At 68.1% G+C, this 16,103-nt stretch carries 11 protein-coding genes and 1 pseudogene; 6 read left to right on the forward strand and 6 right to left on the reverse strand.

Features of this window, described 5'->3' with window-relative positions; genetic code table 11:
- Positions 1 to 17: 17 nt before the first annotated feature.
- The 4 genes from AVR91_RS03305 (at position 18) to AVR91_RS03320 (ending at position 7,615) form a co-directional block, all read left to right on the forward strand.
- Positions 18 to 2,768, forward strand: a complete 2,751-nt coding sequence (locus AVR91_RS03305; protein ID WP_063271271.1) for a LuxR C-terminal-related transcriptional regulator — start codon at positions 18 to 20, stop codon at positions 2,766 to 2,768.
- Between the two features lie 235 nt (positions 2,769 to 3,003).
- Positions 3,004 to 4,563, forward strand: a complete 1,560-nt coding sequence (locus AVR91_RS03310) for a S8 family peptidase (RefSeq protein WP_083737334.1) — start codon at positions 3,004 to 3,006, stop codon at positions 4,561 to 4,563.
- A 25-nt stretch (positions 4,564 to 4,588) separates the two neighbouring features.
- Positions 4,589 to 6,049: a trypsin-like serine protease gene (locus AVR91_RS03315; protein WP_063271272.1), complete on the forward strand. Its 1,461-nt coding sequence runs from the start codon at positions 4,589 to 4,591 to the stop codon at positions 6,047 to 6,049.
- Positions 6,050 to 6,076: 27 nt separating this feature from the next.
- Complete coding sequence (locus tag AVR91_RS03320; RefSeq protein WP_063271273.1) at positions 6,077 to 7,615, forward strand: S8 family peptidase; 1,539 nt, start codon at positions 6,077 to 6,079, stop codon at positions 7,613 to 7,615.
- A 666-nt stretch (positions 7,616 to 8,281) separates the two neighbouring features.
- On the opposite strand, the gene AVR91_RS03325 is transcribed toward AVR91_RS03320, so the two are convergent.
- The 5 genes and pseudogenes from AVR91_RS03325 to AVR91_RS03345 all read right to left on the reverse strand — a co-directional run bounded on the left by AVR91_RS03325 (position 8,282) and on the right by AVR91_RS03345 (position 12,244).
- Positions 8,282 to 8,683: an SPW repeat domain-containing protein gene (locus tag AVR91_RS03325; protein WP_063271274.1), complete on the reverse strand. Its 402-nt coding sequence runs from the start codon at positions 8,681 to 8,683 to the stop codon at positions 8,282 to 8,284.
- A 478-nt stretch (positions 8,684 to 9,161) separates the two neighbouring features.
- A pseudogene (locus tag AVR91_RS03330) lies at positions 9,162 to 9,549 on the reverse strand (HNH endonuclease signature motif containing protein); the annotation flags it as partial.
- Between the two features lie 315 nt (positions 9,550 to 9,864).
- Positions 9,865 to 10,248 carry a GntR family transcriptional regulator gene (locus AVR91_RS03335; RefSeq protein ID WP_143253855.1) on the reverse strand — a complete coding sequence of 128 codons (384 nt, stop codon included), beginning with the start codon at positions 10,246 to 10,248 and terminating at the stop codon, positions 9,865 to 9,867.
- Positions 10,249 to 10,250: 2 nt separating this feature from the next.
- On the reverse strand, positions 10,251 to 10,964 hold the full coding sequence (locus AVR91_RS03340; protein ID WP_063271276.1) for a hypothetical protein: 714 nt from the start codon (positions 10,962 to 10,964) through the stop codon (positions 10,251 to 10,253).
- Positions 10,965 to 11,464: 500 nt separating this feature from the next.
- Complete coding sequence (locus tag AVR91_RS03345; protein ID WP_063271277.1) at positions 11,465 to 12,244, reverse strand: hypothetical protein; 780 nt, start codon at positions 12,242 to 12,244, stop codon at positions 11,465 to 11,467.
- A gap of 223 nt (positions 12,245 to 12,467) precedes the next feature.
- Here AVR91_RS03345 and AVR91_RS03350 point away from each other — a divergent pair, with 223 nt between their 5' ends.
- Positions 12,468 to 13,763, forward strand: coding sequence for an MFS transporter (locus AVR91_RS03350; protein ID WP_063271278.1), 1,296 nt, complete (start codon positions 12,468 to 12,470; stop codon positions 13,761 to 13,763).
- A 224-nt stretch (positions 13,764 to 13,987) separates the two neighbouring features.
- Here AVR91_RS03350 and AVR91_RS03355 read toward each other — a convergent pair whose 3' ends face one another.
- Positions 13,988 to 15,076 carry a saccharopine dehydrogenase NADP-binding domain-containing protein gene (locus tag AVR91_RS03355; protein ID WP_063271279.1) on the reverse strand — a complete coding sequence of 363 codons (1,089 nt, stop codon included), beginning with the start codon at positions 15,074 to 15,076 and terminating at the stop codon, positions 13,988 to 13,990.
- A gap of 92 nt (positions 15,077 to 15,168) precedes the next feature.
- Here AVR91_RS03355 and AVR91_RS03360 point away from each other — a divergent pair, with 92 nt between their 5' ends.
- Positions 15,169 to 16,098, forward strand: a complete 930-nt coding sequence (locus tag AVR91_RS03360) for an NAD(P)/FAD-dependent oxidoreductase (protein ID WP_063271308.1) — start codon at positions 15,169 to 15,171, stop codon at positions 16,096 to 16,098.
- The last annotated feature ends 5 nt before the right edge of the window (positions 16,099 to 16,103 follow it).

The following is a 16,103-nucleotide window of genomic DNA, read 5'->3' on the forward strand; positions in this document are numbered from 1 at the left end:
CGTAAGGGGCACCCGCGGTGGAGAAAGCGCTGGAGCAGGAGATCGCCAAGCCGTCGGCCTTCATCGTGGTCGAAGGTGAGCCTGGCTCCGGGCGGACGAGCCTCCTCGATCGGGTCGCACGGTCCGAAGGCCGGAACCGGACGGTGCTCGAAGCCCGCTGCGCGCGAGAGCGCGATCCCGTGCCGCTGGCGCCGGTACTCGACGCACTGGGAACCGCAGCGGGCGGATGGACGGGGATGGCCGACCGTCTGTCACCCCTCGCCGGGGTTCTTCACCCACTGCTTCCGGAGCTGAGACCCGTACTGCCGGATCCGCTCGAGTCCGATCGCCACTTGCTGCACCGCGCGCTTCGTGAGCTGCTGACCTTGCCCGAACGCACTCTTCTGATCGTCGACGACGCGGACGAGGCAGACGAGGAAACCCAGGAGTTCCTTCGCTACTTGGCGTCCAGGCCGTCCGAACGGCTGGTCGTCCTGACGAGCTCCGCGATCCGGTTGCGGCAACGCGAACCCCACGACTCGTGGTGGCCTCCCCGCGCCGGAGTGACAGCTCGGTTCACCCTGAGGCCGCTTCAGGTCGAAGACGTCGCGGCGATGACCGGTTCGCTGGAACTCGCCGAGCGGATCCACCGCCGGACCGACGGCGTGGCCGCCGCGGTCACAGCGGTCCTGGAATCGGTCTCCGGACTTGACGCGCAGGCCGCGGTGAAACTCTCGGAGAAGGTCGTCCCCAGTGCTTGGGCGGCGGAACTCGCCGCGAGGTACGCCGTGTTGGACGAAGGTGCCGCGGCGATCGTGGCCGCCGCGGTGATCCTCGGGCGACCGGCGTGCAGCAAGACACTCGCGGCCGTGGCCGGCTCGGACTGGGCCGGAATCGTCGACGACCTGCTTCAGGCGATGGCCGGGGGATTTCTGCGAGACCAGGGCAACGATCGTTATGCGGTGCGCAGCCCCTTGATCGCCGACGCGGTCCATGCCGCGGTCCCGGGCCCTCGGCGGTACCGTCTGCACTCCAACGCCGCGCGGTTCCTCGCCGGCTCGGATGAGCCGCAACCGGAAAGGATCGCCTACCACCACCGAGAGGCGGGCGAACTCGACGAGTGGGCCCGGCGGGTCGCGGAATCCGTGGACCTGGCAACCGCCGAGGGCCGGCCGGAGGACGCCGTGCGTCTGCTCGAGGCCGCGCTCGGGGACCCAGCCCTTTCCCGTGCGAACAGGGAGAACTTCGCCGTCCGCCTCAGCAGGGAGACGGCCTACGGGCTGATCGGCGAATCCACTCTTCGGCTACTGCGCACGGCGGCGCGCGACTGGCCGATGAGCAAGGCCGCCCGCGGCGAGATCCGGATCAACCTCGGTCGTGTCCTCATCAATCAGGCCGGGCAGGTCGACGCCGGCCGTTCGGAGATCGAGCTGGCCATCACGGATCTCGCCGACCGGCGCCCGCTTCTCGCTCGCGGATTGATCACCTTGGCGCTTCCTCACGTCGGGGCGGTTCCGGTCGAGGAGAACATGCGCTGGCTGGACGAGGCGGTGCGGGCCAGCAAGGGCACCCGTGACGTCGAACTGATCGCCGCGGTGACCGCGAACAGGGTTTCCGGGCGGATGCAGATCGCCGATCCCGGAGCTTGGCAGGACGTGGGGACGCTGCCGTCCTCGCCGCGGTCGGCCGAAGTGCGCAGGCAGGTCAGCCGGACCTACATCAACCTCGCCGACGCGGCCGCGTGGAACGGGTACTACCCCGTGGCGAGAACTTACCTGGCCACGGCCCGGAGGCTGATCCAAGACGAGGAACAACCCTACTTGGAGGCGCTCGCCGCCGGGACGGACCTTCGGCTCGATGTCGCGATGGGGATCTGGCCCGAGGTGGAGACCGGCGTCCGCGAGTTGCTGGAGCGGGTCGGGGAGAGCAGTTCGCTCGCGGCGGAACCCTTGCTCGCGCTGGGCTGGCACCGGCTGGGCAACGGACGTCGCAAGGAGGCCTCGCGGAACTTCGACGCCGCCTTCGCGCTCGCGGCCGGCAACGTGCCGCAGCAGGCTTCGGCGTTCGCCGGGCGGGTGACCGTGCTCCTCGCGGCCAAAGAACTTCCCACCGCCGCGCGTCTCGCGGAGAGCGGGCTCGAGACCATTCGCCGGAAGAACAACTGGATCTGGGCGGCCGAACTCCTGCCGTCCGCCGTACGGGTTCTCGTCACCTTGGAACAACACGAAGCGGCGACGCGGCTGGTGGACGAGTATCAGGAAGGGATCGCCGAGCGCGACGCGCCGCTCGCCCACGCCGCCGCCCTCTTCTGCCGAGGTCTGCTCGCCCGAAAACGACCGGGCGACGCGGCCGAATCGTTCGGCCGGGCGTCCCTGGCCTATCAGGCGTTGCCACGGCCTTATGCCGCCGCTGTCGCGAGCGAACTCGCGGGTGAGTGTCACGCCGAACTCGGTGACCACCGGAAACTGCTGGGAGCGCTGGCCTCCGCCGAAACCATTTACCGTTCTCTGAAATCCGCCGCGGATGCCCAGCGGTGCCGACGGCTTCTGGCGCGACACGACCCGACCACTCCGTCGAGGGGGCGTCGTGGATACGGGCAGTCCTTGTCGCCGCGCGAACTCGAGGTCGCGCGTCTTGCCGCGCAAAGCCTCAGTAACCGTGAGATCGCCGAACGGCTCTTCCTTTCCGCGAGGACGGTCGAAGTCCACATCGGCCGGGCGCTGGCCAAGCTGGATCTGCCGTCGCGTGCGGTGCTCACCGAGGACCTGCTGCGCGAGCAGCGGGCCTGACCGTCACGAAAAAGATGCCGATATCGCATCGTCGGGTTTTCGGCATTTCATGAGGTCCCTCATTCAATGACACTACGGCACTGATCATAAAAATGTGCGCTTTTAATTGAGTATCCGGCCGGGCGTAGTACCTATTGTTCTTCGCCGGTTGAGAACTCACTGTTGTCACAACGTGGTTGTGGTCACGTTCGCACTGTCTCCCCGGTGTCGATTCCCCTGCTTTCAGGAGTATTCAATGCGTGAGAGTCTCCGCCCTCGGTGGGCGTTAGCCATAGCGGGCCTGTCGCTCGCCGTCACCGCTTCGGTGTCGGCGCTGCCCGCGGTCGCCTCTCCGGTAGGGCCCGCCGTCCAGGCCTGGGTGCCGGACGCCATTCCGGGCTCCTATCTCGTCACTCTCAAGGCATCGACGGTGAACACCACCGATGCTCGCTCACTGGCGGCGGGGTACGGCGGGCAGGTCACGCGCACCTATGACTCCGCGCTGCGCGGTTTCGCCGGCCGGATGACCGAGGCGCAGGCCCGGCGGCTCGCGGCGGATCCCGCCGTCGCCTCGGTCGAGCCGGATTCCCTCGCGCGTGCCACGGACACCCAGCACGACCCGACCTGGGGCCTGGACCGGGTCGACCAGAAGGACCTGCCGCTCGACAAGAAGTACGACTACGCCAACAAAGGCGACGGTGCCACGGTCTACGTGCTCGACACCGGGACCGACTATCGCCAGTCGGAGTTCGGCGGCCGCGCGAGCAGTGGATACGACTTCGTGGACAACGACAGCGACGCCTCGGACTGCCAAGGCCACGGCACACACGTCTCGGGAACCGTCGGCAGCACGACCTACGGGGTCGCGAAAGGTGTGAAGATCGTCGCTGTCCGCGTGCTCGGCTGCAACGGCAGCGCGCCGTGGTCGACGATCGTGTCCGGTATCGACTGGGTCACCAAGAACGCGCAGAAACCCGCGGTGCTCACGATGAGCATCGGCGGTGGGGCGACCTCCACAGTGGACCAGGCGGTGCAAGGAGCGGTCCGGGCAGGCATCACCGTCACGGTCGCCGCGGGCAACGAGGGCCAGGACGCCTGCAACGTCTCGCCGGCCCGCACGCCCGAGGCGATCACGGTCGCCGCGAGCGACATCCAGGACAAGCGATCGATCTTCAACTCCTCCCAGTCCTCGAACTACGGGTCCTGCACCGACTTGTTCGGTCCGGGCAGCAACATCACGTCGACCCGCAACGGCGGCGGCACGCAGCAGATGAGCGGCACCTCCATGGCCACCCCGCATGTCGCGGGAGCGGCGGCGCTCTACCTCACCGCGAACCCGTCCGCCACTCCGGCACAGGTCACCAAGGCGCTGCTCGACAACGCCACGCCCGGCAAGATCTCCGACGCCAAGGGCTCGCCGAACAAGCTGCTGTACACCGGTTTCCTCGGCGGAACCCCGAATCCGCCGTCCTGCGCGGGCGGTACCAGCGCGGACGACGTCGCGATCCCCGACGCCGGCGACGCCGTGACCAGCACGGTGACCATCGGCTCCTGTGACGCCAAGGGCACTTCCGGAACTTCGGTGGCGGTGACGATCAAGCACCCGTACTCGGCCGATCTGAAGATCGACCTCGTGACGCCCAGCGGCAAGGTCGTCAACCTCAAGCAGGCCGGTGGCGTGAGCATGATCGACCTCTCCAAGACCTACACCGTCGACACGTCTGCCGAAAGCCGCACCGGTGACTGGAAGCTGCGTGTCCAGGACGTCTACCGGTTCGACACCGGCGTGATCGACAACTTCACCCTGACTTTCTGATTTCTCCCCTGTGAAAGGAAACACCGTGAAGAAGAAGAGAATCGTAGGCCTGCTGGCGCTGAGCGTGGCGGCCCTGTCGATCCCCGTCCTGAGTGGAACCGCCGGTGCCGCTCCCCAGCCGACCGCGTCGGCGGTCGCGCCCACCGGCGACGTCCGGATCCCCGACGGCGCCCACGCCCAGGGCATCGGCGGCGTACCCGCCTCGGTGAAGGACTACCCGTTCGCCATCGCGGCCTTGCGCGAAGGTGGCTCGCGGCCCAAGGGGCAGAGCTGCAGCGGTTCGGTCGTGGCACCGCGCAAGGTGATGGTCGCGGCACACTGCAAGGAACTGGCAGGCGAAAAGACAGTCCTTTATGGACTGGACGACCTGATGAGCACCGGCGGCACCCAGCTGAAGGTCGTCGACTACAAACTCCACCCGAAGTTCACCCAGCCCTGGTACGGATACGACGTCGCGATCATCACCACCGACGCGGACATCCCGGTCCCCGCGGGCGGTTACGCGAAGGTCGCCACCTCGGCCGACACCGGCCTCGAAACGCCGGGCAAGGACGGTTTCAGCCTCGGATACGGCAAGAAGACCCAGAACGACAGCCCGCCCGACGTCACGCTGCAGAAGCTGACCCTGCCGATCGTCGACCCGAACCAGTGCACCGGGGTCGAGAACGGCGTCGACCCGAAGACGATGATCTGCGCCGGGTACTCCGACGGCCGCAAGACCGTGCTTCCCGGTGACAGCGGTGGTCCGTTCATCGTCAACGGCGTGGTCGTCGGCATCACGTCGTGGAGCCGCAGCGACTTCCGGTGGTACAGCGTCTACAGTCGCCTGAACAACGAGATGGGGGACTGGGTCAAGCAGCAGATCGGCGATGTGCCCAGCGGTGACAAGTTCACCCTCGCGGCGTCCCCTGGCGCGGTGAAGACCGACCCCGGCAAGTACGTTTCGACGTCGATCACGAGCAAAGAAGGCAAGAACGGCAGCGAGAACGTCGAGCTGAGCGCGTCCGGATTGCCTGACGGTGCCAAGGCGACCTTCCAGCCTTCGTCCATCATGTCCGGCGACACCGCGAAGCTGACGATCGAGACCGCGGCGGGAACGCCGGAGCGGGACTACACGATCACCGTGTCCGGCAAGGGGACGACCGACACCGCGACCACCACGCTGACGCTGACCGTCGGCAAGGGCGGCAGCGAGCCGGGCGACCTCAAGGTCACGGTCAACCCCGGATCGGGGACCGCACGGGTGGGTCAGTTCGTGAACGCGACGGTCTCCGCGACCGGCGGCAGTGGTTCCATCACGCTGTCGGCGTCCGGCTCGGGGCTGCCGATCGCGCCGTTCTTCAACCCGCAGAGCATATCCAGCGGTGGCAGCTCGACGATGCAGATCTTCGCGCCGTTCCAACCCGGTACTTACCCGATCACTGTGACGGCGAAGGACGGCGCCGGCAAGACGTCGACCGCCACCTACACGCTCACCGTCCAGTGATCGGTCTTCCTACGGAGGTGACATCCCATGCGTAACCACCGGAAACTGCTGCTGACCCTGGGCGCGCTGACCCCGTTGCTGGCACTGGGCATCGGAAACGCCGTCGCGGCCGAGGCCGAAGGCGTTGTGGTCCAGGCGAAACAGCATTACGCCGACCAGTACATCGTCGTGCTGAAGGACGGCGTCGCGACCGCGCAAGCGTCGGCGACCTCGTTGACCGGACGTTTCGGCGGCGAGGTGCGGTCGACGTGGTCCGCGGCGTTGAACGGCTTCTCGGTGAAGAAGATGACCGAGCGGCAGGCGAAGCGGCTCGCGGCGGATCCGTCGGTCAAGGCCGTCTACCAGGACGGCACCGCCCGCGGCACCGAGACCCAGGCCAACCCCACGTGGGGCTTGGACCGCGTCGACCAGAAGTCCCTGCCGCTGGACAAGAAGTACACCTACAACAACAGCGGCGAGGGCGTCACCGCGTACGACCTCGACACGGGCATCAACCCCGACAATCCCGAGTACGAAGGCCGGGCCGGCATCGGGAAGGACTTCATGGGAGGTGACGGGAAGGACTGCAACGGGCACGGCAGTCACACCGCCGGCACCATCGCGAGCAAGACCTACGGTGTCGCCAAGAAGGTCAAGATCGTCGGCCTCCGGGTGCTGGGATGCAACAACACCGGTCCGGATTCGGGCATCATCGACGCCGTCGACTGGGTGACCGCGAACGCGCGGAAACCGGCCGTGGCGAACATGAGCCTCACGATGGACGCGCCCGGCGTGGGTGACGACGCGCTCAAGAAGTCGATCGCGTCCGGCGTCGTCTACGGCGTCGCGTCCGGCAACGCGTCGACGGATGCCTGCAACACCAGCCCCGCCCGGGTTCCCGAAGCCATCACGGTGAACGCCACGGATTCCAGCGACAACCGGTCGTCGTTCTCGAACTACGGTTCGTGCACGGACATCTTCGCGCCGGGCAGCAACATCACGTCGCTGAGCCCGAGCAGCGGCGGTTCGGCGGTGATGAGCGGGACGTCCATGGCGACGCCGCACGTCGTCGGTGCGGCCGCGCTCTACCTGGCGGCCAACCCGTCCGCGACGCCGAAGCAGGTGCGCGACGCCTTGGTGAACAACGCGTCCGACGGGGTGGTCAAGAACCCCGGCAGCGGCTCGCTGAACAAGCTGCTGAACGTGTCGTTCATCGGTGGCGGTGGCCCGGAACCGAAGTGCGGCACCAAGTCGAACACCACCCCGGTAGCGATCCCCGACGCCGGTGCCGCGGTGACGAGCTCGGTGACCCAGGAAGGATGTGATGGCAAGGCGTCCGCGTCGCTGCCGGTCAAGGTGGACATCAGCCACACCTACTCGGCCGACCTGGCGGTGAGTCTCATCGGGCCCAGCGGTGCCACCTACCGGTTGAAGAAGGCAGGAGGGGTGGGCAGCCCCGCCGGTGTGCACGAGACCTACACGGTCGACGCCTCCAACGAGAACGCCAACGGCACCTGGAAGCTGAGCGTCCAGGACGTCTTCAAGTTCGACACCGGTTCGATCGACGGATTCACCATCACTTTCTGACCAGGTGGGGTGAGAGGGGTGGGGCCGGTCGAGATGACCGGCCCCACCTCTGACCGAGCGGCCGAACTCGGCCATCAGCGCGAACGTCAGGACTGCGTGGTGGTGAAGCAGACCCGGTCGCTGTCGCCTTCTGTGCCCGGGCCGGCGAGCCCGCATCCCTGCACGCATCAAGTCGACGCGAAGGTCTTTCCTGCTGAGTCGCGATGGACGAAATGGTGGTGATCGGCCTCCACGCTGCATCCGAACGTGGATGGCGGCGGTGCGCGCGAGCGGGCTCGAGACCGCGGTCAGTGCGTCGTCGGTGCGGCTGTTGTTGACGAGGGTGAGCCGGACGACGGCGTCCTGCCCGGCCTGATAGTGGCCCTCGGGTGGTGGCATGACGTAGACGTTCAGCACGGACATTGGACCGGGTTCCAGATTGGATCCCAGTGTCTGCAACGGTTTGTCGACCGCGGGCTCGGGCGCGGGTGGAAGGTGGGCCGTGTCCTGTCCTGGTGCGGGACGGTCGCTGGAGGCGCACGCGCCGGTGGTGAGGGCGGCGGTGATCAGCACAGCGATGATGGTCGTCGTTCTCATGGGGCTCCCGTCGGTGTGGGGACGGTCAGGGTGGTTCCGGGCGTCGAAGAGCGTCACGCAGATCCACTGTGCCGAGGATGGGACGGTGGCTCATGGCTGTCGCTTCCTGAACACCCAGAGCGCGAGGATCACCAGCCCGGTGGTGACGTCACTGGTGGTGGTCCGCGGCGCGGGGAGCCCCACGTTGTAGCCGAGCACGGTGGGCGCGACGATCAGCCAGCCGCCCGCGGGCAGCCGTACCGGGGCGAGCGCGACACCGCGGACCGGGTCGACGAGGGACACGGTGCCGAGCAGGAGCAGGGCGCCGCCGACGAGACCGTCGTTCCAGTGGCCGTTGAACCCGGTGCCGGTGGCGGTGTGATCGAGCAGGAAGGGAGACAGCAACAGCCAGAGCCCGGCCAGGAAGGTAACCGCGTCGACGATGGCGGATTTGGTGCTGTACACACCTGGTTTCCCGAGTTTGTGGGGGCGTTCGCCGCTGTGCACTTTCATGTCAGGTCCGGACTCCTTTCCGGCCGTGTGGTTCCACCATGACCCGGAACGTGGCACGCCCACCTGACGATCACCTTGCGATCCCGCCGGGAAGACGCTGTTGCGGGGAACCGAGCAGTTCGCTCATGGCCTGCGAGTCCGGCCGGCACCGACCGTGAGCGCGGCCCGGCCTACGCCCCGATGGCTGGCCCTTGACCAGAGGCGCGTCCCTGCCCTCATTTCACCAGTCCGTCGAGTGCCGATCTTTCGGTCGTGATCGGTCCGTTGGAGGTGGACTGTGTGGGTTTTGGGACGTCAGATGCCCCGAAATCCACACGGTCGTGCGTGATCGGTCCGGTCACGGTGGGTCGGTCAGGAATGGATGAGGCTGGCTTTGGGGTGTCAGATGTCCCGAAATCCACACGGCCACCGTGGCTTGGCTGGCGCCGGGCATGCCGAGGGGCCCGTCGCCTGGGATGGCTGGCGGGCTCCTCGGGGCCTAGACGTAATACAGCGTGTTGCGCCGGGGTTTTCGGAGTGGGTCTCGGTATTGGGGTGGGATGAACTCCGGTAACCCGTCGGCCGCCATCCGCACTTCCCAATCACCGTGGTGGATCAGCCGGTGATGAAAACCGCACAGCAGCACGAGATTCCGGAGGTCGGTCGGCCCGCCGTCTGCCCAGTGATGAATGTGGTGGGCGTGGCAGTTCTTGGATTTCCGGTGGCAGCCGGGGAAGGCGCAACCGCCGTCGCGGATGTTCAACGCGCGTCTCTGGCCGGGTGTGACGAACCGTCTCAGGCGCCCCAGATCCAGCGGCTCGCCCGAGGCACCCATCACGACCGGCACCGCACGCGGTCCCGAGGCCGGACTTCAGTTCGTCGAGCACGAGGGTGATGACGCCGTTCGCCGGGTGCCCGTGTGGACCGGCGAGGTGTTCTTCCATCGCCGCCTTGACGATGCGGTTCCGTAGCGGAGAATCGAGTCCGAGGGAGGTTTCGAGCACCAGCTTTCCCGCGGTACGGCCCGCACGGCTTTCTTCGATGCCTTGTTTCAGGCCCTCGAGCGTCAACGGAAAAGCATGCGCCACATGGGGCGTGACCCTGCCGCTTTCGACGAGCAAACCCGCGCCGGTTCAAGTGAAGTGCACCGTGTGGCCGTAATCGCTGTCGAGGTCGAAACAGGCAACCGTCCCCGTATGGCGCTAGCTGCCGGCCACTCGAGCGTAGGCCGCACGGACGGCGTCGACCGCGGCGTCCTCGCCGACGCCGAGATCGTGGGCGAACGCCGCGAAGCGGGTCGCCCCTGCTGTCAGCAACGCCTCGGGCCGTGTGCGCTCGGCCGGTTCGGTGACGACGGTTCCCTTCGCGCGCGCCGTCGTCACGAGGTCCATGGTCTCCAGTTCGCGGTAGACCCGCGCGACCGTGCCGGACGCCAGTCCGAGGTCCCGTGCGAGCTGGCGGATCGGTGGCAGCCGGGTGCCCGAGGCCAGCGTCCCGCCCGCGATCATGCGCTCGATCTGGTCGTAGATCTGCCGCCACGGCGCGAGCCCGCTGGTGGTGTCGATGGTGACGCGCAGGGCCGTCATCGTCAGCTCGCGGCCGCGGCGACGCTGCGATGCGGCCCCGCGACCACGCGCAGGGCGATGAGCCCGAGCACGAACACGCCGACGGCGGCGGCGCTCATCTCGGCGTGGAACAGTGCCCCGGGAACCGCGATCGCCAGTCCTGTCGCCACGCGGGCGCTGCGGGCGCGTAACACGAGGTCGACGACAGGGTCGCCCGCGGCAGGCCGCCGGACCGCGAGCGCGACGATTCCGGCGGCGACGAGCCCACATCCGGCGACGACGGCGACGGCCTGCCACCGTCCATCGGTGGCGTAGTACGTCAGTCCGGAACCCGTCGTGAGCCCGAGCAGCACGAGCGCCCACGCGGGGATGACGTCGCGGACCCTGCGGTGCGCCAGCATCGCGCGCCGCCGCGTGGTTTTCGGCGGCCGGAACGCGAACAGCTCGCCGAAGAGCCCGCCGAGCAGCAGCGTCCACACAATCGTCCAGGGAGTGTCCTCGGCCAGCCCGATCACATCGCCCAGCACGGGCAACAGCACGAACAGGCACGGGTAAGCGATACGGCGGCGTTTCAGGTAACGCACCGCCTCTGCGACGTCCTCATCGGACGGACGATCGATCCCCCATCGGGTCAGCAACCGCCGACCGTGCTTCTCGCCGGGCCACAGGACGACGAGGAGCCCCAGCCCGAAAATCCCCATCACGATCGCGACGCCCAGCACGTTGTCCCACGCCATCGGACAACCTCCCTCTTGTGTCACATGCACGGTACAACTTGTGTCAAGGTCATGGGACAAGGCGTGGCTGATCCGGGCGCGACATTCGACAGGCCGGTACACCTGACCGGACCGGGCGAGGCCCAGGTCGCGACCTCGCCTCGGATCGGTACCGGGTTCGGTGAGCTGTTCTTGTGCTCCCTCGACACTGGTGATCGTCGGGGCCAGCCGAGAGTGTCGCGGGCGCGGGCGGTGTTCACCAGCGGTGATTCGGTGAGGGCGTCGTGCCGGCCGGGCGACATGCGCAGCAGCCCCAGCCGCCAGAACGGTGACCAGGGGGCGCTGCGCACGGCTGGGGGCAGGCATGGCTCGCCTTCGGTCACCGCGGCGAGGTCGTCGGCGTGGACCTGCTCAGCGGAGAAGGTTCGACGAATCACCACTGACCAAACCGGCCCACGGCATCTGCGGAAACGGACCGGCGTGGACAAATGCGGCAAAAAAACATGCCGTACCCCTGCGGGCTACTCGGCGACGACGGTGAACTGGGCGGTGCGGACCACGTTCTCGTGTTTGAAGTCCAGGAACAGCCGGTAGGTTCCCGGGCTGGGAACGTGGGCCTGGAAGGCGATCTCCGGGCCCGGCTGTGTCTCGCCGACGCCGGGGGCGCCGTCGGGGTGGACGTGGACGTATGCGAGGTCGCCCAGCCGCAGCGTGACAAGGTGCCCGTAGGCGCCGAGGTAGGGCTGCAGATCCGTGACCGGTTCACCGTCGCGGTGCACCGCGAGCACCAGCTGGTTGGTTTCCTCGGGCCGCAGGTCACCCTTGATGCCGACCTCGTAGCCGTCGACCTCGAAGACGGCGGCCTGCTCCGGCACCGGGCGCGGCTCGTAGGTGCCCGCCACGGCCAGGTCCGCGCCGAGCGTGAGTCCCTTGTCCGCGCCCTCCGGCCAGAAGTCCGTGAACACCCGGTACTCACCCGCCTCCGGCAGGTTCAGCCGGACCGTCCAAACACCGTCGCCCAGCTCGGCCGGGTGCAGGTGCCAGAACCCGGTGAGGTCCCGGCGGGCGACGATCAGATGGATCTTCTTCTCGTGGGTCTCGGCGAAGGCGGTCAGCGGAGCGCCGTCCTTCCCGAGAATCCGGAACCGGTAGTCGACCTCCTCCCCGGCCGTCAGCCGAAGTGTCTCCGGAACGAGGACGTAGCCGTCCTTGGCGATCTGCAACCCCTCCGCGACGGCGCCCGCGCCGCCGTGTCCGTGGTGGCCGTGTGCGTGGTGAGCGTGGTGCGTTCCCGTGTTCATCGTGATCCCCTTTCGCATACCCCAGGGGGGTGTCTTGCCCGATGTCAGGAACAGTGTCACCAACGCGATCGAAGTTCAATGTGTTTCAGCCCTCACTACCCCTAGGGGGTATTTGCGGCCTGAGCGTCGATCGGCTCTTGACTCATACCCCCAGTCCCTATATAAACAGTGAGCTGTATATACCCACCGGGGGTATCTGGGAGCTGCCTGAAAGGAGACGGACATGGGATTGTTCGCGATACGCGACTACCGGCGGCTGTTCAGCGCGCAGATCATCGCGTTGTTCGGCACCGGTTTGGCCACCGTCGCACTGGGGCTGCTCGCGTACGGGCTCGCGGGTCCGCGTGCCGGTGCGGTTCTCGCCACCGCGCTGACGATCAAGATGGTCGTCTACGTCGTCGTCGCACCGCTCGCGGCCGCCTACGTCGATCGGCTGCCGAGGCGCTTGTTCCTCACCGTCCTCGACGTGGTGCGCGCGCTGGTGGTGATCGCCTTGCCGTTCGTCACCGAGGTGTGGCAGATCTACGTCCTCATCGGCGTGCTCCAGACCGCGTCGGCGGCGTTCACCCCGACCTTTCAGGCGGTCATCCCCGACATCGTGACCAAGGAGGCCGACTACACCCGAGCCCTGTCGGCATCACAGGTGGCCTCCACCATGGAGAGCCTGTTGAGCCCCGTGCTCGCGGCTGTTGCGCTGACCTTCATGTCGTTCGACCTGCTGTTCCTCGGCACCTCCGTCGGGTTCGCGGTGTCCGCGCTGCTGGTGCTGTCCACGCGCATCCCCAACGCGCGCCCCAGTTCGCACACGAACGCCTGGGACCGGGTCATGTCGGGGATCCGCACTTTCGCGGCCACTCCGAGTCTGCGCGGTGTCATGGCACTGAACCTCGTGGTCGCCTCCGTCGGCTCCATCGTGGTCGTCAACACCGTGAACTACGTCCGCGACGTTCTCGACGGAACCCAATCCGACGTGGCCTGGATGCTGGCCGCGTCCGGTATGGGGACGCTGCTGGTCGCCGTCGTCCTCCCGCGTGTCCTGGACCGGGTGGCGGACCGGTCCGTGATGCTGACCGGTGCCGCGGTACTGGTGCTCGCGGCAGGCGCGGCGGTGACGATGTCCGCGGCGGGCGTCGCCGCGACACTTCCGACCGGGGTGATCTGGGTGGCGATCGGCGGCGGGATGGCGCTGATCATCACGCCGACCGGCCGAGTGCTTCGCCGGACGGTCGATCCCGCCGGCATTCCCGAGGTCTTCGCCGCCCAGTTCTCGCTGTCCCACCTGGCCTGGCTGGTCACCTATCCCATCGCGGGCTGGGTCGCCACGAACGCGGGCTTCACGACCGCGTGGACCGTGCTGGCGGGCCTGGCGGCGATCGGAGCCATCACGGCACTGGCGGTCTGGCCACGCATCGGGAAGGCCGAGGTCGGAGGCCGCGCCGCGGTCGCCACGCCGGAAGCCGCGAAGGCCGCGGAGGGCACGCTCGTGGCAGGGCAGTGCGCCTGCGTCCGCACTGTCTGAGGCCGCCGTCCCGGTAGTGCGAATTGTGGGGTAAGCAAAGGTGGCGTGGCGATACATCGGGTGCAGTGACCGATCTGGCCCGGCCGGCCTTCGGTGGACAGCCATGGTGCGTCCCGGCCTGGGCGCGAAAGGGGCACGACCATCGTCGGCTCAACGCACTGCGGCTGCTGCGTAAGCCGGCCTGGCGGCGGGCCGCCTCGTCCAGCGGAGGAAAGTCCTGATGGTCAGGCCTTGAGTTCTGGTGCCGTACAAGCCAGTCCGTGCGTTTCGGTGTGACAGAGCGGATCGTCGGCCAAGGTTGTCCAGATCTCCTGTGGGTCGAGGAATCGCCATGCCGGGTGGGTCCCGGTCGACTTGCTCGCGAGGACGGCTTGGACCGTGAGCGCGGCGACGACACCGCTCAAGCGGTACGGGTCGGTGGTCTGAAGCAGCCGCCAAGCCGGCGGGGTCTGGTGGTCGAGGTCGTGGCGTCGCACGAGGATCGTGTAGCGGGGTGCGTGCTCGGAGAGGTCTTCGGTCGCGGCCTTGGCGAGCTCTCCGGCCCAGGCCGTGGGGTCGTCGGGAGATTCGGCCCAGGCGGTGGCCAGCGTGGTCGGGATCCGTTCGGACACGTACACCGAGTAGCTCCGGTGTTCGCCGATGTCGTGGTGGCGCGCGAAATCCGCGGATTCGGTGGTCAGATACGGCAGGGCGTGCACGGCGGGGCCGAAGTGGGGCAGGCTGACATTCCATTGTGGACTCACCGATCCCTGGACGACTTCGCCGTCGCGCCAAGACGCCAGCGGTGCGCCGAAGTCGGGTCCGGTGGCCAGCAGGATGTCCTGTGCCGAGACCGGTGTGATCCGGACGGGGCCGCCGACGTGCAGGTCGATGCCAGTGCGCGCGGGGTCGTCGCCGAGCAGCCCCCGGGGCAGGATCGCGGTCAGGCCGGGCATGACACCGGCCGAGATGACGGCGAGCCGATCGGACGGCGGCAGGGCGTCGAGCCGTCGGAACAGAGGCTGATCTCCGGCGACGTCGACGTAGTGGGCGTCCGCGGCGCGGGCGGCGAGCGCGACGGTGTCGAGGACGCGGTACGAGGGCCCGGCGCAGTTGAGGACGACAGTGGCTCCGGCGCAGAACGTGGCCAGGGAACGGCTGTCGGTCAGATCGACGACGTGAGCGGAAGCGTTTTCGCCGAGCTCTTCGCACAACGCGGACGCGGAGCGAAGATTCCTGCCGCCGACACGGATCGGGTTGCCGTCGTGGGCGGCGAGCCGCCGGGCCGCGGTGGCGCCGACGGCGCCGTAGCCGCCGAGGATCGCGATGGTCATTGTCAGGACCTTTCCGAGCGGGGACGTCGACCGGCCAGGTGATTTCTGATAGTGATAGTCATTATCAGGACCTGGGTCGAGGGAGTGTGATCGTGTTCGATGTCATCGTGATCGGCGGCGGGGCCGCGGGGCTGAGCGCCGCGCAAGTACTGGGCAGGCAACGGCGTTCGACGCTGGTGCTCGACGCGGGGCAGCCGCGCAACGCTCCTTCCGACGGCGTGCACATGTTCCTGAGCCGGGACGGGTTCTCCCCGGCGGAGCTGCTGCGGGTCGGCCGCGATGAACTGTCCGGTTACGAGACGGTGAGGCTGGAGACCGCGCGGGTGGCGGCGGTTTCCGGGGAACTGGACGACTTCCGCGTGGAGCTGGCGGACGGCCGCGTCGAGCGGGCGCGGCGGCTCGTGCTCGCCACCGGGCAGGTGGACGAGCCCTGGGATATCCCGGGACTGGCCGAGCGGTTCGGCAAATGCGTGTTCCACTGCCCGTTCTGCCACGGTTACGAGACCACTGGCAAAACCCTCGCCGTACTCGGCCGTGACGTGCCGCAGGTGATGCTCGGGCTGTACGTCGCCGACCGGTTCGGCAGGGACGTCGTGGTCCTGACCGACGGCGCGCACGAGCTGCCCGCCGAAGCGCTGGCCCGGTTGGACAAGGCGGGGATCCCGGTGCGGACGGACCGCGTCGAGCGGGTCGCCGGTGAGCTGGACGCGGTGGAGGTCCATCTGGCCGGCGGTGAGGTGGTGCGGCGCGAGGCGCTGTTCCACCGGGCCCCGACGCGGCAGGGCGCGCCGTTCGCCGCCGACCTCGGTTGCGAAATCCTCGATGACGGCTGTGTCCGGGTCGACGAGTTCCAGGCCACCACGGTGCCCGGGGTGTCCGCGGCGGGAGACCTGGCGAGGCTGCCCGTGCTGCCCGACGCGTTGACGCTGGTCAGCCAGGCCGCCGCCGACGGCGTGCGCGCGGCGGTCTGGCTGGAGCAGGGCCTGTTCCGCGCCGGATTGGCCGGCACGGAACAGGCTTAGCGGCC

Source organism: Amycolatopsis keratiniphila subsp. keratiniphila, from assembly GCF_001620365.2.
In the GTDB taxonomy this organism is placed as follows: domain Bacteria; phylum Actinomycetota; class Actinomycetes; order Mycobacteriales; family Pseudonocardiaceae; genus Amycolatopsis; species Amycolatopsis keratiniphila.

Coding starts and splice junctions, on each gene's coding strand:
- AVR91_RS03310 (WP_083737334.1), top strand. CDS start 3,004: ATGCGTGAGAGTCTCCGCCCTCGGTGGGCGTTAGCCATAGCGGGCCTG.
- AVR91_RS03320 (WP_063271273.1), top strand. CDS start 6,077: ATGCGTAACCACCGGAAACTGCTGCTGACCCTGGGCGCGCTGACCCCG.
- AVR91_RS03325 (WP_063271274.1), bottom strand. CDS start 8,683: ATGAAAGTGCACAGCGGCGAACGCCCCCACAAACTCGGGAAACCAGGT.
- AVR91_RS03335 (WP_143253855.1), bottom strand. CDS start 10,248: ATGACGGCCCTGCGCGTCACCATCGACACCACCAGCGGGCTCGCGCCG.
- AVR91_RS03340 (WP_063271276.1), bottom strand. CDS start 10,964: ATGGCGTGGGACAACGTGCTGGGCGTCGCGATCGTGATGGGGATTTTC.
- AVR91_RS03345 (WP_063271277.1), bottom strand. CDS start 12,244: ATGAACACGGGAACGCACCACGCTCACCACGCACACGGCCACCACGGA.
- AVR91_RS03350 (WP_063271278.1), top strand. CDS start 12,468: ATGGGATTGTTCGCGATACGCGACTACCGGCGGCTGTTCAGCGCGCAG.
- AVR91_RS03355 (WP_063271279.1), bottom strand. CDS start 15,076: ATGACCATCGCGATCCTCGGCGGCTACGGCGCCGTCGGCGCCACCGCG.